Genomic DNA, 23,661 nt, shown 5'->3' with positions numbered 1-23,661 from the left:
TTTACATTTTAGTTTAAGGATAAGCAAATGTTAAAAGTCATCAACGAGGAAGTCTGCAAAGATCCTGAAAACCTAAATAATCAATTTTTGAATGCAATTCCGTTTCCCCATCTTGTTATAGACAATTTTTTGCGTGAGGATTTGGCGGAAAAAATATTGCAAGACTTCCCAGCATTGTCACTTATGCATTCTTCTCATCACTATTTGTTTAATCAAAAGTATGAGTTGTCATTTTGGTCTCAAGTATCTGATTTATTCTCGGAATTGCATCAAGATTTACTTTCCGATCAATTTAGAGAATTTATTAGCCAAATTTCTGGCAAGCAAGTATTCATGGATGCTGATTATTGTGGTGAATTGCATCAAGGGCGTGATGGCGGATTTTTAGACATGCATGTTGATTTTAATTTGCATCCCAAAAATGAAACTTGGATACATGAGCTGACTCTCTTAATTTATCTCAATAAAGATTGGAAAGACGATTATGGTGGTCAGTTGCTGATGCAACATCATGATAATCCTAAAGTGTATGAAGTTGCTCCAGTATTTAATCGTTGCACGATTATCCGTTCTGATGAGACAACATTTCACGGTTATCGACGGTTAAATCTGCCTGAGAATATAACTCGGAAATCGATTTTAGTGAATTTCTATAGAGAGGTTACTCCTGAACAAATTCCTCCACGTCGCCCAACTGTTTGGGCGACTAAGGAAGTGTCTCCGCTGAAAGCTTTACTTGCGAAGATTTACAACCCAATTAGTTCGTTTAAACATCGAGTATTTGGTCTAACCACTGCTGGTGATCGTGAAGAAGCCAGAAAAATCAAGGAGAAACTAAAAAAAGATCTTAATATAAGGTAGAAAATAAGCCTTGCATATTGATGCTAATAACTTTTCTAGTGATCAAAAAGGTAGGTGAAAAATGTTAACAGTTGTCAATTCTGATGTTTGTCAAGAAACTGAAAAGCTGTCCCATCAATTCCTAAACGCAACTCCATTTCCCTATATTGTAATTGATAACTTTTTGCATGAAGATTTGGCAGATGAGCTACTTACACAATTCCCAGACATCTCACTAATGCATCGTTCCCATCATTACTTATTTACCCAAAAGCATGAATTATCATTTTGGGCTAAAACATCGGACTTATTCTCACAACTTCATCAAGACTTAATGTCTGACGAGTTTAGGGAATTTATTAGCCAAGTTTCAGGTAAACAAGTATTCATGGACTTTGATTATTGTGGCGAGCTTCACCAAGGAACTAATGGTAGCTTTTTAGATATGCATATTGATTTTAATTTGCATCCTAAACATGATACTTGGGTTCATGAGCTAACTCTGTTGATTTACCTCAACAAAAATTGGCAAGATCGTTATGGTGGTCAATTACAGTTGCAACATCAAGAAACTTCAAAAATTTATGAGGTTGCGCCTATATTTAATCGCTGTGCAATCATCCGTTGTTGTGACGAGGATACATTTCATGGCTATCGACAGCTTAAACTGCCAGAGAATGTCACTCGCAAATCAATTTTAGTCAATTTTTACCGAGAGGTTAAACCAGATGAAGCACCACCTCGAAGACCTACTATTTGGGCAACCAAAAAAGTTTCGCCACTAAAATCTTTCTTAGCAAAGATCTATAATCCAATTAGTACGCTTAAACATCGTTTGTTTGGTCTAACTACGGCAGGTGATCGCCACGAGGCAGAGAAAATTAGAGCCCGTAATCAAAACAAATAATTAGAAATAATTAGAGATTGTTATGAGTTAAATTTGTACGCCCATGAAAATTGTATTACGATTACTGAATTGGGCTTTTTCTCAAGTGAACAGGCAAAGAATTACTCTTCTTGTGGGTTCTATTGCGTTAATCTTGAGTGCTAGGTCGGCTTGGTATAATTTGCCACCAGATACTTTAGAGGCTTTTGGAGTCAGTCTTGCGATCGCCAATTACTATAGGGTAATACCATTTTTGTTTGGTTTACTAGGTCTAACCTTTACAATTTGGGAAGCCAGAAGTAGAGTTCTGCGCTTACTTTTTTGGAGTGGGTTACTTGTAGTTTTACTCTTTCCCTATGTTCAAATTACTTGGAGCCCTGCAACTACATTTTTATCTAATAATTATTACAGTCAGAACGCTAGAGTTGATCGCCACGTAGAAAGAAATTTCTCAGAGATACAAGCACAGTGGAAACAAAATATTATCTTAGATGATCCAGACACACCAGATGCTAGTCTCAATGCCTTAATCAAAAGTAGTGGTTTTTTCCAGCCCCCCACTATTGAGAGATTCCTTACTAATATTCTTGGCTATGATATTAACTTTTTTACATACATTAGCTTGAATTGGGCGATCGCTATTCTGGGATTTTCAATTTATTTATTTGGATTATATTTAGATAAAGACCAAAGAGCTATAGAGCTATTGGGAAAGGATATGAAAAACTTACTACCTTGGATATTAGTAGGGTTCATCTTTCTATCCATATCAATACTGCTACCAAATATTATTCATTACAATTTAAATACATCCTATGCTAATGGAGATTATCGCTTTGTCCAAAGCATGAGCAAAACCTTAACAACTTTATATCCTCCTCTGAAAGGTGATAACTTCTTTTGGGAGCGCCTTGGGAAAGCTGGATATTATAATGATCAGCCAGACAAATCTTTAGTTGAACTCGTAAAAGGTCTAGAAAGCTATCGCCGAAAAGATTGGGTTAATGCTGAAACTCATTTCCAAGAATCATTGAACCTCCAACCGAAAAACTTTTTAGTAAGGGGGTATCTAGCTTCAGCAATTTTAAATCAAGGTATTAATGAGTTTAACGATCTAAGTAATCGCAATACAGCAACTGCTGCTAATTCGTTTGAAAGAGTTTTAACAGTCTTTCCAAATCACACGGAAGCTCTTTATGATTTGATGTTAGCTACAGCTGTTGGTGGTAAATTTGACAAGTCTGCGGATATTGCCTTAAAAATTATCGAAAATCAAAAATATGCTCAACGTCCTCGTTCAGCATTATTAGGACAAGCATATTTACATCTTGCTTGGAAAGGCTTCAAGGATAAAGACTATCAAAACGCTTGGCTGCGTTATCGTCAGTCAGTGGATGATAGTGCATGGAAAATTGTTATTGAGGAAGAGCAATGAAACGATTTGGTCATTCTCTATTGGCTTTAGCTTTAGTTCTAACTCTTGGTTGTTTGTTAGGAATGTTAGGTTTTGCGATATGGGACAAAGCCCCTAGCCCATTAACTCCAGTTCCATGGTCTCCTACAGCACAATGGATTGAATCACCACAACCAAGTTATCGTCTTTATGCTCGTCATACTTTTAATCTTACGAACAAGGCGCAGGCTGCTTGGTTGAGAATCAGTGCAGACAATAGCTTTATTCTTTATGTGAATGGTGTACCACTTGGGCGGCAATTGGCGACTTCAAATAGTTCTTTATCTTTCGCAAGTCGGAATTCTTTAATCAATCAAAATATAAATGATAGTGAACCCTATGATGTTCGCATTGAAAATCGATTTATAGGATATCACCATCACTGGAAACAAACTTTTTATGTTGATCTATCCAAGGTTTTGAAGATTGGTAAAAATGTAATTTCCTTAGAAGTTCAGAAGCATCGACAGGATGTGCGTGTAGTTGTTGAAGGTTATGTCTATCCTGTGAAGGGAGCAAGCCCTCTAAGTATTACAACTGGAGAATCTGATTGGAAAGTTTCTTCACTTGCAGAAAATGACCTTAACACTCCTTGGTTTGAACCTGAATTTGGTGATGAAAACTGGTTAGATGCAAAGTTAGCAGGTCCAGTCACAGAAAAGACTTTTAGTAGATTGAGTCCAAGTATTTACAATCGCTACTTAGAGGGATCTTGGATTACTGGAACAGAGAGTAATCAACGTGAACTTTGGTTACGGCGAAACTGGGATATTTCTCAATTTCAAAAATCTCAAAGTCGCTCATTTATTCGATTTTCTGGAGATGGTGAATATTCTTTGTTATTAAATGGTCAAATGGTTAGTGCCTATGAGAGTGATGATAATAAAGGTCTACACCTATTTGAAGTTACCGATTTAGTGAGAAACGGTCAAAATGTTTTCAGTGCAAGGGTAGCTAGATCTTTAACTATTAATCCAGATGACTCCAAGAGAATTCCTTTAGGCTTTTTCTTGGATGGTTGGATAGAAACTATGGATGGTGAAGTTATTAATCAGATTGCTACGGATTCAAGTTGGCAAACATCTCCCACCCCAAATTTTGATGACTCCCCTTCTAGTGCGATCGCCTATAGACTACCAGATCCTCAAGAATTTAATCGCCAATTTGAAGGTAATGCCTACTTGCTAAACTATCCAGACTTCTTACTTCGTAATGTTTTTTGGCAATCATTAGGCATGGGAGCAGCTATTGCGAATGCTTTCCTCATCGGAAGATTAGGCTTTTTTAGTGCTGGCTTTTGGAACTCATTAACCGCTGGAGCAGGAATAATGTTTCCAGGAACATTATTCCTAATTGGGATGGGATTGCTTAAGCACCGTTACGCAGAGTCGGAAATGGGGCTATTATTTGCCCAACCTTCTACCAATATATGGATATTGCTTGGATTTATTGGGATTCAAGTTATAACCCTGTTAGGTTCCCTGTGGCACAATTCGCCATACACACATAGCCACAGGGTTAAACAATCGTTGATAGATGATCACAAAGAGCAATCTTGGTCAACAAATTGGGCTTGGTTACTCACTAAGCTGCAATTGTCTAGTTGGGGACAATGGATATTGCTGACGATAATTGTTGTTCTTGGTTTTGGCTTAAGGACTTATGATTTAGCAGCAACATCAAGAGACTCCGATGAAAACACTTCCCTTGATGCAATTAGAGGAATTCTTAATACAGGCGCACCCGTTGCTACTTCGGGCATTTGGTATACTCGCGGACCTCTGTATCACTACTCTGTTGCGCTCTGGTTGAAAATATTTGGTTTCTCTTCTGAAAATGCCAGATTTACATCCGTTATTTTCGGAACAATCACTCTAGTTATCGCATTTTTACTAGCGCGTAAGTTTACTGGCAAAATATGGCTAGCTCTATTAGTTACGGCGATTTTAGCGATTGATCCATGGGAATTGGCAATTTCGCGCAATACTCGGTTTTACCAGTTCTTGCAAATGAATGTTATGTTTGCTTTCTGGTTTTTCGCTAAGGGATTTATTTTTAGAGAAGGCAAAACTTATCAACATTTATTCTTTATTTCCACAATGGCTTTTTTGCTTACCCAAGAAGGATATTTGACACTTTTGCCTTGTTTCTTAGTGGGATTTCTCTGCTTTTATAGACCATTCTCTCTCAAAAAAGATTGGTCTATTGTGTTGAGTAGTGCCATGGTATTAATAATATTTGGCTTTAATGTGATCTTCTTCCTAATTCGTTGCTTGACTCCACCTGTAGGTATATCAAGTGGCTCATCGGTACAGGTCAAACTCCAGTTAGGAGATATTACTGGATTTACAGAAGGCTTACTAGTAGGTAATAGCAGAATCAATGTTATCTATAGTCTATTTTTCTTGTTGGGTTTTATTTATTTTCTAATTAAAAGAAAAACTAAATTAATCTTTCTATTTAGTAGTATTTGCCTTTTCTTACTGTCAATTACAATTTTAGTAGTTCAAATTTCTCCTCGTTATACTTTTGCAATTTATCCGATTTTTGTGACGTTATCTGTTTATAGCGCATGTTGTATTTTAGGAAGTCTAGGTAGAATGCTTGAAAACGGAATTAAAAACCTGTTACCTTTAAGAGCGATCGCATTGGCTTGTGTCTTTCTGCTATTCATGGGTAATCTAGAACCGAGTAGGGTATTAGCAGGCTATCAAGATGCGCTAGCAAGACAAAATCCCGAATTATTTGACTATGTGAAGCAAAACTTGCAACCAGATGATGTGGTAATTGCTAACTTACCTGCTGCTGCTGCTATTGGACTGGGTAAACTGGATTACTTTTTGCCATCCCAAGGTATTTTGAGCCTCGATGGCTTTTACTTAAAGGAGGGGAGAATGATTGATCGCTGGGCAGGTGGTAAAGTAGTGAATAGTGTCGATCAATTTTCTGAAATATTAAATCAGTCAAATCGCATTTGGATTCAGCTAGATGATAACCCCCGACCTAGCCAGCCAAATCAAAGGCAACTCTATGATTATGTGCGATCGCTAGGAAAATCTGTATTTGAGCCTTATGGAGTTCGACTACGTTTGTGGCAAAAATCTGATGGTCTGTTTCCAAGAGAGATAAATGTAGGCAAAGACTTAGGAAATTATTGAATTTTACCCAACTTTTAAAGCTGTTAGAAGCTATTTATGAAAGATAAGTTACCAATATTATTCAAGGCAACGGTTAGTTTTGCGATACTGGCTTTTATTTTTACTCGCATTGATCTTAGTCAAATTGCAACCCGTCTGCAATATCTATCCTTACCCTTTATAATTTTTGCTTTGCTCTTTTATACAGGCTGTCAATGGCTGAGTTGTTTGAGATGGCAAGTTGTTCTCAAATCCGCAGGTTACCTCATACCAATTCGCTATTTACTGAGCAGTTATTTTGCGGGGATGTTTGTCAGCATTTTTTTACCAAGTTCAGTTGGAGGAGATGTTTATCGTGTCTATCGAATCACTAAAGTGATCGATGCTCCTGAAACAGCGTTTGCCTCAGTTTTTTTGGAAAGATTTACTGGGTTAGCTGCGGTTTTTGCTCTTGCCCTTGTTGGGATACCTCCAGCTATTAAAATTATTGGTAGTTGGGATATTATTTTGCTATTCCTTATTTGTGCTGGCATCATTTGGGGAGGATTTCTTTTAATTGCCAGTCCTTGGTTGCTTAATTTAAGCAGACCTTGGTTAAAGAAAATAAGGTTGGGTGGTCTATGCGATCGCCTTGACAAAGTTCAGTTTATCGTTATTCAATACCTTAAACATCGACAATCACTAGGACTTGCGATCGCAATTTCCTTTGTTATTCAGCTATCCATAATTTTTTATCAATATTTACTTGCTCAACAATTAAAAATTCCTATCTCATATCTGGAACTTTTAGTGTTCACTCCTATATCTATAGTTGTGACCTTAATGCCGATTTCCCTAGGCGGTTTAGGTATTCAAGAAGGTTTATGGGCTTATTTATTCACCAGAATTGGGTTAACTGCTGAGCAAGCCGTACTTTTGTCTCTGACTTTTACCATACTTGGTTGGATTCTCGCACTTCCTGGAGCCATAATTTTGTTACTAGATTCCAAAGGCTTAAAAACCACAAAACAATAGGATCAAAAATTGATGATCTTCAGATATTTACTAGCTATGACCGCAATATGGACATCTTTCACCTTCTGGTCAGGTAATTTATTATGGTTTGCTGAGAGAGAGATGCCATCTGCCGAAGCACAGACTCCTGTGGGTTCTCAATGGAGTGTTCTTTCAAAGGCTGATCCTAATTTGCTGGCTTTTCTGGTTAAAGCAGTTGTTGTTGACAGGCAAAGCGGTGCTATAGGTCGAAATCGAGAAGGCTTTATGTCTGTTGGTTTTCAGAGATACGCTAGTCGATTTATTATCTATGGAATCCTAACCAAAAATGTTCAATTAGTTGATGTTGGAATTAAAATCATAGAGTATCCTCTATCTTTTCAGAATTCAGAAGGAAGCTTTGAGGACTATTCTCCTGAAAGCAAAGGAAAGAGTTCAGCAACCAGTGTAGCCTTTTACTTAAATGACTTAGGTGAAAGTCTGTTGCTATGTAAAAATTCGAGATGGTTTCAAGAAAGTAATGAGACTGGTTATCTACGTACAAAAATCATTAATATGCAACCAGCCATCTCTAAATCCCTTACTTGGTTAATGTCCCAAGAAGCTAATCTAATCAAAGGAGATGGAAATGGAAGAGCAACAAATCGACTTTGGAAGGATGCTAATGCATTCTATCTGACAGGTAGAGTGCTAGACCGTAAAGATGCTGTAAGACTAGGTGAAAAATTTGCCATGATGTCTCTACAACAACAGAATGCTGAGGGAGCTTTCTTAGAGAAATCTGGTTTTGATAGTAGTTATCAAGGTGTTTCTATCGAGCAAGCATTATTGTTTTATACTAATCTGAGTTCTCAAGCCAATCAAAGACCTATTGTATGGAATGCTATTCAACGAGCTGTTACACTAGAATTAAAATATATTCTAGCCAGTGGCGAAGTTATTACAAAAGGCAATACGAGGGTTAATGTGGGCGGAGAAACTTACTTTAATAAAGAGAAAACTGTAGATTATTTAGCATTAGTGAATGGACTAAGTTACTATCATCAGCTAACACAAGATCCAAGTATTAAAAATACTTTAGATCAAGTATTCGCATTTTATTCAAAAAAGTGATTCTTTTACTAGTATATTCTTATATTTTTGTTTGACAAAATTTATAGGAAGTCTATATGTATCATAGAAATAATTAATTCCATCTGCTTGATATTAACCTATGGCTCTTTTGGTAGAGACAAATTAAAACTTTTGAACTGGGAGAACATTACATGGAAATTCCATTAGTATCTGTTATAGTTCCGACTTATAACTCTGCTGATTTTTTGGAGCCATGCTTAAAATCTATTATTGAACAGTGCTATGAAAAAATCGAACTAATTGTTGTCGATAATAGTTCCAAAGACAACACTAAGATGATTGCTAGACAATATACCGAGCATGTCTACAACAAAGGTAACGAAAGAAGCGCTCAGAGAAATTTTGGAGTCCATCAATCTACTGGTGATTATGTTTTGATGATTGATAGCGATATGGTATTGACTAAGGGGGTTGTACGCGCTTGTGTTGAGACTGCACAGAAAAATTCACAACTTAAAGCATTGATTATTCCTGAAGAATCCTTTGGTGACGGGGTTTGGGCTAAATGTAAAAAGCTAGAGAGATCCTTTTATAGTGGTGTTGATTGGCAGGAAGCTTCAAGATTTTTTGATAAGAATGCGTATCTTGATGTTGGTGGATATGATGAGTCTATGACTGGATGGGAAGACTATGATCTCCCAAATCGTATTGAGTCAAAGTATGGATCTGGGAGTATTGGTCGGGTTAAAACGTTAATTTATCATAACGAGCGTAAACTGGATTTGTTCACATCTTGTCGCAAAAAGTTTTACTACGCAAAAACCTTAGATCTCTATATTCATAAGGATACAAATAAAGATCGACTACATAAGCAGACTTCAATTATTCGTAGATACGGTGTTTTTTTTGCAAATCCTGCCAAACTTTTCAAGAATCCCCTTTTAGGAATTGGCATGTTGTTTATGAAAACCTGTGAGTTTGCTGCTGGAGCTTCAGGTTATCTGGTCGGGAAATTTTCATCCAAGTAATGACTTTTACAGAATTTTACCTATGAGCGATCGCCCCATATAATTGCTATTTCTTGATTGAGATGCGATCGCATTATTTTTAACTAGCCATTCTAAGCTTGGCTCAAAAAAAGTTGCGAGTTGGGGTTGTGCGAGTCCTAACGTTTTAGCTGGGCTAGCGCTAAGGGCTTGCCAAAGTTCACGAGCAGTTAGTAACTTTGTTACTACTAAGTTTTGCCAGAGGATGGGAAGGGCAAACTCTAAGCCGATCGCACCTACGGGAGCAACTTCAAAAGGTACTACTTTTTCTTCGTAAGCACGGGGAGTGTGATCGATCGCAATGCTATCGATGGCTCCTGATTTGATACCTGCAATTAGAGCTAGGCGATCACTTTCACTGCCGAGAGGTGGCATCAGACGGAGATTAGGATCATAGTTTTCTAAATCGCGATCGCAGTGACAAAGATGTAACCAAGTGGTACTGGCTGTTACAGGTAATCCATCATTTTTGGCTTGAGCCATTAGTTCTACACTCTGGGCGGTAGAGATCCTCATGAAATGGGTGGGGGCTTTGGTGAGGCGTACTAACTCAATTAAGGCGGCAAGGGCTGTGGTCTCGGCGGCAGCAGGATAGCCAGACATGCCATATTGGATCGACCATTTCCCTTCACGAATTACGCCGCTACCTGCGAGGTCAGGATTTTGAGGAAATAGGGCAATTGGTTTACCGAGCGGTCTGATATATTCCATCGCACGACGCACAAGCAGTAAATTGCTAATTGCTTTGCCATCAGTAAAGCCAATTACGGAATCAGCTAGCTCAGACATGTCCGTGAGTTGTTTACCTTCCAGCCCTTTGGTGATTGCGCCCCAAGGTTGCAGAGTATTTCCATGTTTTTGCTGCACATTGCGCCAAAACTCTAGAGCGGCAATATCATCGATCGCAGGTTGAGTATTGGGCAAAATGCCAACTGTTGTAAACCCGCCATTTTTTGCCGCTTGCACTAGTTCTGATATCGTTTCGGTAGATTCATGCCCAGGCTCACAACTAGTGCTATAAAGATCAATCAGCCCTGTACCTAGGATGACACCCGAACGCGGATCAATGTTGATGTTTGCAGGAATTTGGGATTGATCAAAGTTGAGATGAATTTGGCGATCACCATCAACAAAAACATCGGCTAAAGTTTCAGAAATATTTGAAGAAAAATCTGTATCAAGAATTTGTACTTGCTTGAAGAGAACTGGGTAACTGAGAGAATTTTCCGAGGGCATATAAAACAATTTTTCTTTTTACTGTATAGTGCGATGCGCTGCAAAACCACAAAAAATTGGTGAGGTGCAAAGCGCCTCACCAATTTTTTTATTGAACAATATTTAGAGATCGCTGATTTTGGTAATAACTACGCCATTGCCATTTGCCTTGTGCATCGACTGTGGGTGTAAATACGCGCACATCAAGCGAGTTTAAGCCAATTTCTTGGACAACTATTTCGGGATAGCGATCACCATTGATCTCTTGAATGCCATAGAGAGCATAGCTGCTCACGCTGTCATTAATATAGGAAAGCGCTCTAGTATGGGTCAAAATTGGTTCTGAAGTCCAATCGCCGTTTGCAGATTTTCGTAACATGATTAACATGCTGTACTCCTGACGCTCAAGGGCTGGACGGGATAGAAATTCTTTCCACACTTGAGGATCAAAACCTGCGGGACGAATTGGGTTATCAAGGCGCAAACCTGCAATAATTTCAGGCTGATTGTCACCATCGATATCTGCACATACTAGAGAGGCGATCGCTACTTGTGGGATTGAGGCTTGATTTGCCCCAAGTTTTAAAAATAAATTGCGAGATTTTTCGAGTACAAGGGGTTGGATTTTGCTGGGGCAGTTAAAAAAGTAGGTGTGATCGCTTGACGGATTCAGGTGATCGCTTGCCACAATTGTTAAATTGGGCTGGCGTAAGATGGCAGGATCAAAGCCTTTGGTCGGTTGATTTTTCTCGTTTTCGGCTGGTGCTTGTACCTTAAAACTGGCGATCGCCCCAAAAACATCGGAGCCACGCACCGCACTGACTTGAAACATGCCAAGTGGCTTACCAAATTGGATTAACGAAAATTTGCTGCCTACAGGAATTGATTGAATTACCCGATCTAAACTGCCGACCTGTTCTACCAAGTCAGAAGGGACAATTCCTTCGATTGTCTTGCCATCGGGAGAAGCTTGGATAAATAAGAAAATAGGGACAGGGGATTTATCTACTTCGTTTTTTTTGTCATTATTTTGACTAAAGCAAGCATTGAGACCAATAGCAATTCCTAAAAGTAAGAGAGATGTCGATAGAGAGCAGTAAATTTTGTGGCTGAATTGTCTAAGTGGCATGATATGCAGGCAGTCTAGAGGTATCTGTCTCAAAAATATAAGTGTATGCTTTACATACACTTATATTTTATTGGGATTTATTTTATTTGGATTCCATCACTTCTGCTAAACGTTCAACAGCTAAGGTCAAACGCTCTTGAGGATCAGGCTTGACTTCAACGGCTGCTTCTTCACGAACTTCTTTACGCTTCATCGCCTCAAAGGAACGAATGATCAAGAAAATGACAAAAGCGATGACTAAAAAATTAATCACTGATGCAAGAAACACACCATATTTAATTCCATTGATTTGCAGTTTGGCAAGATCTTCAACATTAGCAGCTTTGAGAGCGGGATTTAGGAGTAAGGGAGTGATGATGTCCTCGATTAAAGAAGTGACAATTTTGCCAAAAGCACCGCCAATGATCACAGCTACGGCTAAATCAATCACATTTCCCTTCAAAATAAAGGCTTGAAAGTCTTTCATAAAACCTCCAGCCGCACGTCTACCATTTTGTAAAGCCATAGAATAATTCTCCTTAAAATAATGAAGTCTGTCTGTAATGGGGCAGCTTTGTACCGCACATTGCAACTTTAAAATAAACAGGTTTTAATTATCAGGCTTTTGATCCCGTTTTATTGATCGTGATTGTTTGAGTTCAGCCATAACTCTTAACCACGGCAAGGCAATCGCTTGGTGGCGATATAACCGATACATCAGATACATACAAAGAGAGAAATAGCCCGAACTTAAGGTTGCTTTGATGAGTTCTGAAGTAACTTGCAAAGTTGCACCCTCTGTTGGTACACCTCCCATCGCGCCATAGGCGATCGCCCAAGTCAACATCAAGGCGATCGCCACCTGACTAACATCACGTACTTTGCGACTGCTTCTTTGCCGTACCAACGCGATCGCCGATGGGATTAGCCCAAATATTGGCATTAAACAAAAAAACATCTCAATGCGCTCTTTGGTGGAATCACGAGATATTTGGTCGGGAGTCTCGATTTGGCGATCGCGCTTAGAATAACGGCTCATAACTTTACCTTTACTTCTGTGAAGATGTTATAGCAATTGCCGATCAAAAAATCTCTTGTTTCAGTTTGAGCGCAAAACACCATGCAAGCACAAACAACAATCTCATAAATATCACGGCAATATGATTTTTACATGGGATACAAGCCCTACGCAAATGAAGCTGACGCGAAGCGTTATTTTCATTTGTTTAGGGTTTGAAATATTAATAAACTAAAAAACTCTATAAAATTTATCTCACCATAAGTCAAAATCTATGATGGTCAGTAGTAACCTTAAATCCAATGAATCCTACAATTCCCGCACGCGGGCGTTTGGAGTCTAGCTTTGGGGTTTAATTATGATTAGCTAAACTACTCACTTCATTAATTTTAAACGGAGCAAATCTTTACTTTGATGGATGCAGCAACGATTCAAACTTTTATTGCAACTAACTTAAATCTGTTGGCTGGGGCAGCCTTTAAAGTTATTGCTGCAATTATTCTTTGGTTTATTGGGCGAAAACTGATTGATTTTTCGATCACTATTACCTCTAGTGCGCTTAAAAAACAACGCATCGATCTCACCCTGATTAGTTATTTAACTTCTAGTCTCTCAGTACTACTGAATATCATTCTAGTTGTAGCCATTCTTGGTTACTTTGGAGTTGAAACTACATCCTTTGCGGCTCTTTTAGCGGCGGCTGGCATTGCGATCGGTGCGGCATGGAGCGGCTTGTTAGCGAACTTCGCCGCAGGTGTTTTCCTGATTGTCTTGCGCCCCTTTCAAGTTGGCGATTTTATTGCTGCTGGTGGAATCACAGGTACAGTGGTAGAAATTGGCTTATTTGTAACAACCATTGATACTCCAGATAACGTGCGTACATTTGTCGGTAACAATAAACTCTTCTCTGACAATATCCAAAACTTTTCCACTAATCCCTACCGTCGTGTAGACCTTCAAGCACAACTGGATCATTCTGTTAACCATAATGAAGCAGTGCGAGTTCTCCAAGAACGAATCAGCAATATTCCCAATGTAGTTAGCAACCCTGCTCCTGTCATCGAAATTATCGACTTCACTCCCATGGGACCAGTGCTTGCAGTAAGACCATTCTGCAACAATACTCACTATTGGCAAGTCTACTTTGACACCAATCGAATCATTCGCGAAAGTTTCAGTGAATCAGGATTCCCTATTCCTCAACAACATTTCCAAATTCGTCAGTCTTAAATCTTGAAAGCCTTGATGAAAGAGGCTTTTTTATTTCTATTCTAGATAAAGATATAGCTGTAGTCACTTGCATTAAGACAAATTCAAACTCCAGAAGTGAGTGGCGGCACGAAGCGCCACCACTCACTTCTGTTTTTATGTTCGATATAGCCATTTGCGGCGTGCTTCGCACGCCGCAAATGGCGAAAAATTGTAAGAATCGCTTAGCGATTCTTACAATTTTTCGCTTTCGTCGAACTAATGTTAATAAGACTGGAGACGGCTATAAATGGGGCAAAGCACTGCTTATCCTGTAATGCGAACCACCAGAAGTTTTTGGTAAATATTAAGCAGTACTTTCCAAAAACTTCTAGGTTGGGGTTTGAGCGCAAAGCGCTGTAGGACTGTTGAAGCTTTTGAGTAATTTCTATATTTATAAACTATGCATTCAACTAAATTCCCTTCGATTATTACAACCTCTCAAAAAGTTCGCATCATTGCTCCAAGTGGAGCGTTACGCGAATGGGAACGCTTTGAGCAAGGGCTAAAAGTCTGGCGCGATCGCGGTTACGAACTAGTGATACCTGAGTCTCTCAGTCAGCCTTGGGGTTATTTGGCAGGAACCGATGAGGAACGTTGTCAGCAATTAATCGAGGCATGGAATGATCCTGACTCTGTAGCGATCGCCTGTGCGCGGGGTGGTTATGGATCGATGCGCCTACTCGAAAAATTAAATTGGCAAGAACTTAGCGATCGCCCTAAATGGTTAATTGGCTTTTCTGATATTACGGCGCTACTCTGGGGCTTTGCTAAACATAAGGGGATTGGGGGCTTACATGCACCAGTAATCACGACATTAGCTAAGGAACCTGAGCGATCGCAACAGCAGTTATTTGATTGGCTGGAAGGAAAAGTGAATGCGATTACACTAGCAGGGGAAGGATGGAGTAATGGTCAAGCAACAGGTGTTCTCTTACCCGCAAATTTAACGCTTGCGACACATATCATCGGTACGAATATCTGTCCTGATCTGGAAAATGTGATTTTAGCAATTGAAGATGTATCTGAAGTTCCTTATCGAGTTGATCGTATGTTAACCCATTGGCGTTGGTCGGGGCATCTGCAAAAGTTAAAAGGTATTGCGATCGGTCGGTTTAGCCAAGGAGAAGTTTCTACTCCCAGTTTTACAATGGAAGAGGTGTGGCGCGATCGCCTGACTGATTTAGGAATTCCGATTGTGATGAACTTACCCTTCGGACATGATGGTGAAAATTCACCTCTACCAGTTGGTTGTATCGCTGAGCTTGATACTAATCAAGGAACTCTAACCTATTCACGGTAATATTGAAGGTGGCGAAAAGCGCCACCTTCAATATTACGATCCTGTTAGTGTAGCTAGCTTTTCTGTCCATGTATTCATAAAAGGAATTGCCGCAGCGAGAGTTAAGTCATATTTAAGCGGTGTAATTGTTACGTAGTTATCTCTAATCGCTTGAATATCTGTATCAGCTTCTGCTTCTTCTTCGACTACTACACCTGATAGCCAGTAGTAAGTTTTGCCACGCGGATCAACACGTTTTTCAAAGAGATCCTTATAGCGGCGAATTCCTAAACGAGTGACAACAGCACCACAAATGTCTGATTCTGGAATTGCGGGGATATTGACATTCAGGAGAATTGCTTCTTCCAGTGGATAAGTTGCGATCATATTCACCATTTTCTTTGCGAAATTTGCCGCCGCACTAAAATCTAAATGGGCGAAACTAGTCAAACTGAAAGCAATGCTTGGTACACCTTCTAGTACACCTTCCATTGCAGCCGATACTGTACCAGAGTACAAAACATCGGTTCCCAAATTTGCGCCGCGATTAATGCCTGATAATACGAGATCAGGGCGATCGCTTAATAATGCATCGAGAGCTAATTTCACTGTGTCCGAAGGTGTGCCAGAGCAAGCCCAAGCTTCAATATTGGATGGATAAACCCCTTCGATTTGATCAACCCGTAAAGGTTCTTGCAAAGTTAAGGCATGTCCTGTAGCCGATCGCTCTCGATCTGGACATACCACTGTAATCCGATGCTCAGTATCACTCAGAGCCTCAGCTAGTGCTCTTACCCCCGCCGCATAAATACCATCATCATTACTAATTAAAATGTTCATACTTGAAGTTGCACAATGTCTGAGAAACTATATCAATAAAATCAGAAAATAGAGGAGGGTGCTTAGCGCCCTCCTCTTTTCTTTAGCTTATTAGTAAACTTTTATAGTTTTATACCAAAGCACAAAATGGCATAGTCATTTTGTGCTTTGGTATAAAACCCTTACTGGGTTTGGCTTTTAATCCACAAAAGTATTATCACACTTTCGTAAATTGGTATTAGTCAAGGGTAATTACCCATGAGCCAACATAGACAGGGACTGGTACATCAGCGCGCATAACTCTGCCATCAAACTGATAGAAACCACTGTAGTCAGGATTTCTTACATTAGATAGCACAGCTCGTAAGGCTGTTTTGGAAGGAATTGATTCTTTGGGAATGATTGTGATGCGACGAGTTTCTTTATCCCAAGTTACTGATTCAATTTCCAAATCTTTGCCACCACGGCATTGATCTGTTACACGCAGTTTGATGTCTGACGTATCGAAGCTACCAGTAAAATGATCAGGATAGGTAATGATTACTTCGGAAACTTTAAATTTTTGTGGTTTTACTTCTAGATAGTATCGATCATTACGACCACTGCTGCCACTGTCAAGGCAATAGTCAAGTGCGCTATCCTTGATCCCGCCAAATAAAATAAATCCTGCATTGGATTGGGCGCGAACTACAGATGGCGAAACCACAGCACAAGCTACAGCCAGACAAGAAACAATACCCAGTTTTTTGATCATTTGGATCTTCATAAATCTCTCAAGACTCTACTATTATGCTACGCACTGATCATTCTGACGAAATTTGATAGCAAATGTATCCCGTCATTGGATGATTTTTCGGGATGAAATTGTACAGCCATCAGATTATCTTTGGAGATCGCCACAGTCACTGTCTGACTACCGTGGGTTGTGGTTGCTGCGGTTACTGAGTCATCAATAGGTGCAGTGTAGTAGGAATGCACAAAATACATCCAAGGACTAGCACCCAAGTCTTGCCAAAGCGGACAATTAGCTTGTTTTAGTTCTAGCTGGTTCCAGCCCATGTGCGGAATCGTCAAGTTTGGCTCATTGCTAAATCTCTTAACCTGTCCCTTGATAATGCCTAAGCCAGATTCTTGACCCTCTTCACTGCTCTCAAATAGAATCTGCATCCCCAAACAGATTCCTAAGAATGGTTTGCCTGATGCGATCGCTTCATGAATCGGTTGTTCTAGCTTTGTCGCCCGTAATTTTTGCATTGCGGGATCAAATGAACCAACACCTGGTAAAACAATCCCATCGGCGGCGGCTAACCTGTGCGGATCATTGGTCACTATAGGGGTGGCTCCTGCCATCTCTAGCCCTTTGCAGGCTGAGTGTAAGTTGCCCATATCGTAGTCAATCACTGCCACAACTGGCATGATGTTACTCCTGCTTGATAGTCTTGCAATGGGGAACTTTAAGCTCCTTTGCGCTTTCTAAAGCGATTATAATGGCTCAAGTCCTGAAAAATACACTATGAGGTTTAGGATGACTGACAAATTAAAATTAGTAGTTAATCATGTTTTGTTAGCGCTAAGTATTGGCGCGATCGCCCCATTGGCGATCGTAAGTCATGCCTCAGCACAGGAGGCAATCACCATACCTCAAACTCCTGTCGAGCCAAGTCTCTGGTGGAAAACTCAACGACTGCAAGAAGGTTGGGTGGAAAATATTGAGATCGATGCTGAAGCTAAACAGGCGATCGTCACGATCAATACAACTAGATGGACAGCATCTGATTATTTGCAGCGGTTTAGTTTTCTGTTTAAGCTAGGCACTGAAGCCCAAAAGCAAAATTTTAATGTCATGTTGCACAATCGTCGCGATCAGAAGATTGCCGAGTACAGCACCATAGAAGAACGCTGGCGCATCGATCCAAAATCCCTAGGTGCAGAGCCGTTTCGGGTCAATGCCCCATTACTTTTTCAACAACAATTTTAAAGTATAGCTATAGCCATCTGTATCAGGACAAATCAAAACCCAAATAGTGTGAGGCGGCGCGAAGCGCCGCCTCACACTATTTGGGTTTCGCAATTTAGCTAGTTACTTTCTGCGATCGCTTAACCATATATTTAGTCAGATCTACAAAAGTGTCACGACGCAAATAAGGATAATCTCCCACCCAGAGATTGTATTGGGGAATATAGGCATCAGAAGTAATGCGGCTAACCCGACCAAAGCGGCGATCGTTAGAAAATAGCAACATGTATACCGTCTGCTCAGGACGAATCCGCTTTAGTTCGCGCTTCATCGGTAAGCGTAGAGTTGTTACAAACTCCGTCTCATCACCAAGCTCAATATTCAAAAAACTTTCCGCATCATAACTAACATCCATGCGTCCACGCGAGTCCACTTTTTCAGCACGAGCAAGTACTTCCTGAGAGACATACACATCCAACACTTCCGCCTGCCAAAAACCACAATAGGCAAAGCGGCGCAACTTGGCATTACGAATGCTAGCTAGTGCGACTGGCTCTAACATCCAATACAATCCTCCCAAAGCTGCACAAACAAACATGACTAAAGCCGCGAAGCTACTAGGATTGTTTTCGTGAACACGGTTATAGAGGATTGTGAATACAATTACACAAGCGATCGAAATGGCAACGCGACGAAATACACTCTGACCATTGCCCCAATAGTATTGATACTGCTCTGAGGTAGGGACAGCAGGAATAAGCTCATCAAAATTTTTACGTTTGAGTGGGGTAATCATAAAACCAATAATATAACCAAAATACAATTAACGAAAATCTTGTATAGCTATAGCCACCTGTATCAGGACAATTCAAAACCCAAATAGTGTGAGGCGGCGCGAAGCGCCGCCTCACACTATTTGGGTTTTATGTCCTAACAAGAATGGCGGCAGATAGCTGTATATATATCAAAACCCAAAGGAAAGATGGCAGCGCAAACCGCCGCCATCTTTCCTTTGGGTTTTGTGGCACTGTTTCTCAAATCGGAGTCAATCTCCAACGACTTTTTCGTTATTATCAGGTGGCAACGTTAACTAATATTAAGGAAAACCGTAAAATATGCTTAGAACAAGTTAAGCAGTTTAAAAATACTTTATGGGCTATTAGTCAAATAGCAAATAGCTTACTTATCAAAACCAATTTTAGGATTTCCGCGCATAAGGCGCGGAAATCCTAAAATTGGTTTCATAATTTCAGAAATGCTGACTCATCAAAACATAGAAACGAAAAGCAATGGGAAAACCGACAGGATTTATTGAGTACCTTCGCGAAGCACCGACGGAAATAGCACCAAGCGATCGCATCAAAAATTGGGATGAATTTCATGTCCATATGCCCGATGAAAATCTCCGCACACAGGGCGCTCGATGTATGGACTGTGGTACACCATTTTGTCATACAGGCAACCTGATCAGTGGCATGGCTAGCGGCTGCCCAGTCAATAACCTGATTCCCGAATGGAATGACTTAGTTTATCGGGGACTTTGGCGCGAAGCCCTAGATCGTCTCCATAAAACCAACAATTTCCCCGAATTTACGGGTCGGGTTTGCCCTGCTCCCTGTGAAGGTTCCTGTGTGTTGGGGATTACCAATCCACCTGTAACCATTAAGAATATTGAGTACTCCATCATCGATAAAGGTTGGGAAGAAGGTTGGATTGTCCCCGAACCTCCTGCTAAACGTACTGGCAAAAAAGTTGCAGTGATTGGTTCAGGACCCGCAGGATTGAGTGCAGCAGCGCAGCTAAACAAAGCAGGGCATTGGGTTACGGTTTATGAACGCGCCGATCGCCCAGGTGGTTTGTTAATGTATGGCATTCCCAACATGAAGTTGGACAAGCAAAAAGTGGTATTGCGCCGCTTAGGTATCCTTGAGCAAGAAGGGGTGAAATTTGTTTGCAATACGGAAATTGGTAAGGATCTCCCTGCGGAAGATTTGCTCAAGGAATTTGATGCGGTTGTACTTTGTACGGGCGCAACCAAGCCCCGTGATTTGAGTATCGAAGGGCGCGAGCTTAAAGGTATTCATTTTGCAATGGAATTCCTCACTGCGAATACTAAGGCAGTTCTCAATGGTAAGCCAGGTGATGACTTTATCTCTGCACAGGGTAAAGATGTGGTGATTATCGGTGGTGGTGACACAGGTACGGACTGTGTAGGCACATCAATTCGTCATGGCTGCAATAGTGTTGTCCAGTTAGAAATCATGCCTAAGCCTCCAACCACCCGTGCTAAGGATAACCCTTGGCCCGAATGGCCGAAAGTCTACAAGATGGACTACGGACAGGAAGAAGCGAGTGCAAAGTTTGGTGACGATCCTAGAGCTTATATCACGACTGCGACTAAGATCGAGGGAGATGAAAACGGTCAGGTCAAAGCTGTTCACACTGTGCAAGTACAATGGGAACGCAATGATAAGGGGCAGTTCATTCCCAAGCAAGTAGCTGGTACTGAAAAGGTAATTCCTGCTCAGATTGTGTTGCTGGCGATGGGTTTCCTAGGTCCAGAACAACCTTTGCTGGATTCTCTAGGAGTGGAACGCGATCCTCGTAGTAATGTCAAAGCGAATCATGGTCAATTTACTACTAGTCTACCTAGCGTTTTTGCCGCAGGAGATTGTCGACGTGGGCAAAGCCTAATCGTCTGGGCGATTAACGAAGGTCGTGGTGCTGCCCGTGAATGCGATCGCTATCTTATGGGTGATACAGATTTACCCTAAATCAATCTATTAACAAGGGTCTTAAGCCCCTTGCCTGTCATAACGTAAGGAATGAATTATGGAAAGTAATGTGTTGGTTTCTCCTGAGACTGTCTATGAAAACCTCAACCAACTCGATCAAGTGGATCTCACCACTAGTGCCGAATATCGAGAAATGGCGCAGGAAGTTCTTGCTGATACTCATGTAAATCGTGATGTTCGAGAAGCGATCGCTGATCGTCTCAACCAAGCAAATCAACAACTAATTAATACGACTGTTAGTAAAACTGATAGTTATTAATAACTCCAAATATTTTAAGAGAGTGCGTCCCTTCGGGACGCACTCTCTTAAAACTGGCATCTAAGTACAGGACAAAAATTTAACCGAGTTAAAGAAGGCTTCGGAATTGAGGTGAATGTCAAAGACGATGGGACGAAGGAAATCAAAACCAAGACGAAAAATGCTTTTAGGTAGACGACCGTGTTTTTTAGGCTTGAGGGGATGTAGTTGAGCTAGCCAAAGCCCAGAAGAAAAAGCCCAACATAAAGCCAGAGTAAGCAAAGCAATTAGTTTAGAGAGGCGCTCCGAATCTTGAAGATGAGTGGACTCCAAACAAAAGCCACGGGTTTTAAAACAACCGAACAGAGTCTCAATAGCCCAACGCTTGGCATAGTCAGAAATAGCAGTATCAGGGTCATGAGCTGTAGCAACAATTAACAAATCGCCACCTTCCAGACGCATAGCGGCTATACGAAGCCAATGGTTCCACACTTTTCTCGGTTTGGACAACACTTTCGATTGACCAATTTGGAGATCTTGAAAACAAACGTCAGCTCGCAGTTCTTTTTGCCCATCACTGAGCAAGGTGTTTTTACGAATGCGGATTCTAAATGGGGTACATGGGTCACACAACAAATAGTCAAGCCATTCTTCACACTTCGGCAGGCTCAGTGACCACCCACAAACTCTCGGTCTGCGGACAAAAAGTCGATTTTGCAGGCTCCAAATATTTCTAGAAATCGATTCCACAATTCGCAGCGTTCACGAGTGTTTGAATTACCTTTTTTATCCAGCATTATCCATACCAAGGGGAATGCGACACCATGATGCACTACCCCTAATGTCAACACATTAAACACTGTCTTACCGAATTTCCAATCGGTGCGGTCTATGGAAATTATCCATGGTTCAGGTATTTTCATTACTTTTACAACCATGAGGGCGATACTTTCATAGTCCACCTCAAAGTCTCGAAAAAACCTCTGTAATCTCTTATAGTGTGATTCGACTTTGGCTTTGCCGCTAAATCCTGTGGCAATTTCCGCTAGATTTACTGTCTTTACTCGCATTAGCGCGATTAAAAATATGGACACAAAGGCTAGTCTTGCTGCATTCCATTGCAGATGTTGCTGCAATTTTTCGCGGAATAGGTTAATCTCTTCCATAGGGGTTTTATGAGTGATGTGGTTATCTTTTATAAAACCCCTTCCTCTCTACTTTTGCAACTTTTTGTCCTGTACTAAGAACTGGCATATAAAAAACGAGCGCTAGGCGCTCGTTTTTTATATGCTTCCCATGCGGCGCAACCAATGGAAGTGCGAGATACAACCTGCCCAGAAAGAATTGTGATAGTTGTATCTCACGCCAAACTCTAGACATGTCTGCTCAACTACTTTGGAAATCTCAGGATAATTAACATGACAAATATTCGGGAATAAATGATGCTCGACTTGGAAATTTAAGCCACCAATTAGCCATGTCACAAAGGGATTATTACGAGAGAAATTCACCGTTGTTTCAATTTGATGGATCGCCCAATCATTCTCAATGACGTTCACTTCTTGCACAGGAAGTGGGAAATTTGCTTCTTCAACTACATGGGCTAGTTGAAATACCACACTAAGTACGATGCCCAAAGTTACGGCAACTAAGGTATAACTAGCCAAAACTTCCCATACTGAGTGAAATAGTAAAGGAATAGCAAAGGCAAGTGCGAAGAAAGTGAGCTTGCCACCAAAGAAAATTGCAAGATTGCCTTTGGTAGGACGAGGATAAGTGCGATCGCCGATTTTGCCAGTGATCAGGCAATAAAAATCGTCATAAAAATGCCACTTGATCGCTAACAGACCGTACAACAGCCAAAGATAATAATGCTGCCACCGATGAAAGGTCAGTCTTGCATGGGAAGGAGAAAGCCTCCCAAAGATTCCTACTTCTAGATCCATATCATAGCCAGCAATATTAGTGTAGGTATGATGCAGGACATCATGTTTCCAATGCCAAATATAGGAACTTCCACCAATTAAATCTAAACTCATTGACATGAGCTTATTTACCCACGCAATATTTGAATAAGCATGGTGTGCGCCATCGTGCTGAATACTAAAACCAATTCCTGCGGTGATGACCCCAAGGGCTATACAGAGGGGGACTACTTGCCACCATGTCTGGGCAAAGAAAACTAAGGCAGTATACAACCCGATTAAGCTAAACAGCAAAATCGCAGTCTTCATGTACATCTGTGAACAATCACGTTCTCTAAGATCACTACTTTGAAAAAGTTTGTCAACCCGCCTTCTCAGTTCAGTCTGAAATCCACTATTCTTGGCAAATTTTAGTTTCTTAGCTGGTTCTTGCTCTGGGCTAATCACAAACTGTTGAGATCCGTTTCGCTCTTGCATCTTTTAACGTTTCTAATCAATATCGTATTTATAATTTTTCACTTATACTAATTTCCTGAAGCGTTATGAAACTTTAGAAAATCAAAATTAAAACTCAAATCTGGGTTTTATTCGGCAAAAAATTGTTTTTTCTACAGTAAAAAAGCTTTT

Annotated in this window: 21 protein-coding genes and 1 pseudogene; 12 read left to right on the top strand and 10 right to left on the bottom strand. The window is 40.5% G+C overall.

All coding sequences use genetic code 11. The features are described from left to right. Nucleotides 1-27: 27 nt before the first annotated feature. From ABM313_RS24060 to ABM313_RS24030, 7 genes are all read left to right on the top strand, one after another. Nucleotides 28-861, top strand: coding sequence for a 2OG-Fe(II) oxygenase (locus tag ABM313_RS24060; protein WP_434685652.1), 834 nt, complete (start codon nucleotides 28-30; stop codon nucleotides 859-861). Between the two features lie 61 nt (nucleotides 862-922). Continuing rightward, entirely contained in the window at nucleotides 923-1,747 is an 825-nt protein-coding gene (locus tag ABM313_RS24055) for a 2OG-Fe(II) oxygenase (protein ID WP_434685651.1), read from the top strand. 43 nt (nucleotides 1,748-1,790) lie between these two features. Then, nucleotides 1,791-3,161 carry a tetratricopeptide repeat protein gene (locus ABM313_RS24050; RefSeq protein WP_434685650.1) on the top strand — a complete coding sequence of 457 codons (1,371 nt, stop codon included), beginning with the start codon at nucleotides 1,791-1,793 and terminating at the stop codon, nucleotides 3,159-3,161. Continuing rightward, nucleotides 3,158-6,337 carry a glycosyltransferase family 39 protein gene (locus tag ABM313_RS24045; protein WP_434685649.1) on the top strand — a complete coding sequence of 1,060 codons (3,180 nt, stop codon included), beginning with the start codon at nucleotides 3,158-3,160 and terminating at the stop codon, nucleotides 6,335-6,337. Before ABM313_RS24050 ends, ABM313_RS24045 begins: the two co-directional genes overlap by 4 nt. A 36-nt stretch (nucleotides 6,338-6,373) precedes the next feature. Further along, nucleotides 6,374-7,330 carry a lysylphosphatidylglycerol synthase transmembrane domain-containing protein gene (locus ABM313_RS24040; protein WP_434685648.1) on the top strand — a complete coding sequence of 319 codons (957 nt, stop codon included), beginning with the start codon at nucleotides 6,374-6,376 and terminating at the stop codon, nucleotides 7,328-7,330. Between the two features lie 36 nt (nucleotides 7,331-7,366). Next, nucleotides 7,367-8,422 (top strand): hypothetical protein, encoded by a 1,056-nt coding sequence (locus ABM313_RS24035; RefSeq protein WP_434685647.1) that lies wholly within the window; start codon nucleotides 7,367-7,369, stop codon nucleotides 8,420-8,422. Between the two features lie 152 nt (nucleotides 8,423-8,574). Continuing rightward, nucleotides 8,575-9,411 carry a glycosyltransferase family 2 protein gene (locus ABM313_RS24030; RefSeq protein WP_434685646.1) on the top strand — a complete coding sequence of 279 codons (837 nt, stop codon included), beginning with the start codon at nucleotides 8,575-8,577 and terminating at the stop codon, nucleotides 9,409-9,411. A 6-nt stretch (nucleotides 9,412-9,417) separates the two neighbouring features. Here the strand turns inward: ABM313_RS24030 and ABM313_RS24025 are convergent, their stop codons facing one another. The 4 genes from ABM313_RS24025 to ABM313_RS24010 all read right to left on the bottom strand — a co-directional run bounded on the left by ABM313_RS24025 (nucleotide 9,418) and on the right by ABM313_RS24010 (nucleotide 12,791). After that, nucleotides 9,418-10,665 (bottom strand): dihydroorotase, encoded by a 1,248-nt coding sequence (locus ABM313_RS24025; RefSeq protein WP_434685645.1) that lies wholly within the window; start codon nucleotides 10,663-10,665, stop codon nucleotides 9,418-9,420. Between the two features lie 88 nt (nucleotides 10,666-10,753). Then, nucleotides 10,754-11,773 (bottom strand): hypothetical protein, encoded by a 1,020-nt coding sequence (locus tag ABM313_RS24020; RefSeq protein ID WP_434685644.1) that lies wholly within the window; start codon nucleotides 11,771-11,773, stop codon nucleotides 10,754-10,756. 82 nt (nucleotides 11,774-11,855) lie between these two features. Then, complete coding sequence (gene mscL / locus ABM313_RS24015; protein WP_434685643.1) at nucleotides 11,856-12,278, bottom strand: large conductance mechanosensitive channel protein MscL; 423 nt, start codon at nucleotides 12,276-12,278, stop codon at nucleotides 11,856-11,858. Between the two features lie 84 nt (nucleotides 12,279-12,362). Next, a complete protein-coding gene (locus tag ABM313_RS24010) occupies nucleotides 12,363-12,791 on the bottom strand; it encodes a hypothetical protein (RefSeq protein ID WP_434685642.1) in 429 nt (142 codons plus the stop codon). Nucleotides 12,792-13,184: 393 nt separating this feature from the next. On the opposite strand from ABM313_RS24010, the gene ABM313_RS24005 reads away from it, so the two are divergent. Both ABM313_RS24005 and ABM313_RS24000 read left to right on the top strand, forming a co-directional pair. Continuing rightward, a complete protein-coding gene (locus tag ABM313_RS24005) occupies nucleotides 13,185-14,000 on the top strand; it encodes a mechanosensitive ion channel family protein (RefSeq protein WP_434685641.1) in 816 nt (271 codons plus the stop codon). Nucleotides 14,001-14,421: 421 nt separating this feature from the next. After that, nucleotides 14,422-15,321 (top strand): S66 peptidase family protein, encoded by a 900-nt coding sequence (locus tag ABM313_RS24000; protein WP_434685640.1) that lies wholly within the window; start codon nucleotides 14,422-14,424, stop codon nucleotides 15,319-15,321. 33 nt (nucleotides 15,322-15,354) lie between these two features. On the opposite strand, the gene surE is transcribed toward ABM313_RS24000, so the two are convergent. The 3 genes from surE to hisH form a co-directional block, all read right to left on the bottom strand. Beyond that, entirely contained in the window at nucleotides 15,355-16,140 is a 786-nt protein-coding gene (surE, locus tag ABM313_RS23995; RefSeq protein WP_434685638.1) for a 5'/3'-nucleotidase SurE, read from the bottom strand. Between the two features lie 217 nt (nucleotides 16,141-16,357). Beyond that, the gene (locus tag ABM313_RS23990) at nucleotides 16,358-16,885 is read right to left on the bottom strand and encodes a DUF2808 domain-containing protein (RefSeq protein WP_434685637.1); all 528 of its coding nucleotides are present in this window, start codon (nucleotides 16,883-16,885) and stop codon (nucleotides 16,358-16,360) included. A gap of 26 nt (nucleotides 16,886-16,911) precedes the next feature. Next, on the bottom strand, nucleotides 16,912-17,535 hold the full coding sequence (gene hisH, locus ABM313_RS23985; protein ID WP_434685636.1) for an imidazole glycerol phosphate synthase subunit HisH: 624 nt from the start codon (nucleotides 17,533-17,535) through the stop codon (nucleotides 16,912-16,914). 109 nt (nucleotides 17,536-17,644) lie between these two features. On the opposite strand from hisH, the gene ABM313_RS23980 reads away from it, so the two are divergent. Then, entirely contained in the window at nucleotides 17,645-18,097 is a 453-nt protein-coding gene (locus ABM313_RS23980; protein WP_434685635.1) for a hypothetical protein, read from the top strand. Nucleotides 18,098-18,191: 94 nt separating this feature from the next. On the opposite strand, the gene ABM313_RS23975 is transcribed toward ABM313_RS23980, so the two are convergent. Next, on the bottom strand, nucleotides 18,192-18,872 hold the full coding sequence (locus ABM313_RS23975) for a hypothetical protein (RefSeq protein WP_434685634.1): 681 nt from the start codon (nucleotides 18,870-18,872) through the stop codon (nucleotides 18,192-18,194). 493 nt (nucleotides 18,873-19,365) lie between these two features. Here ABM313_RS23975 and gltD point away from each other — a divergent pair, with 493 nt between their 5' ends. Then, on the top strand, nucleotides 19,366-20,850 hold the full coding sequence (gene gltD, locus ABM313_RS23970) for a glutamate synthase small subunit (RefSeq protein WP_434685633.1): 1,485 nt from the start codon (nucleotides 19,366-19,368) through the stop codon (nucleotides 20,848-20,850). Nucleotides 20,851-20,908: 58 nt separating this feature from the next. Further along, on the top strand, nucleotides 20,909-21,130 hold the full coding sequence (locus tag ABM313_RS23965) for a hypothetical protein (RefSeq protein WP_434685631.1): 222 nt from the start codon (nucleotides 20,909-20,911) through the stop codon (nucleotides 21,128-21,130). Nucleotides 21,131-21,190: 60 nt separating this feature from the next. Here the strand turns inward: ABM313_RS23965 and ABM313_RS23960 are convergent. Together ABM313_RS23960 and ABM313_RS23955 are read right to left on the bottom strand one after the other, a co-directional pair. After that, nucleotides 21,191-22,275: pseudogene (locus tag ABM313_RS23960) on the bottom strand (IS4 family transposase). Between the two features lie 117 nt (nucleotides 22,276-22,392). Further along, a complete protein-coding gene (locus ABM313_RS23955) occupies nucleotides 22,393-23,511 on the bottom strand; it encodes a fatty acid desaturase family protein (protein ID WP_434685630.1) in 1,119 nt (372 codons plus the stop codon). Nucleotides 23,512-23,661: the final 150 nt, after the last annotated feature.

This window comes from Pseudanabaena minima str. Chao 2107, from assembly GCF_051131155.1.
GTDB lineage: Bacteria > Cyanobacteriota > Cyanobacteriia > Pseudanabaenales > Pseudanabaenaceae > Pseudanabaena > Pseudanabaena minima.
Note: the sequence above shows the minus strand (reverse complement) of the source record. Positions and strands in the feature narration are given on the sequence as shown.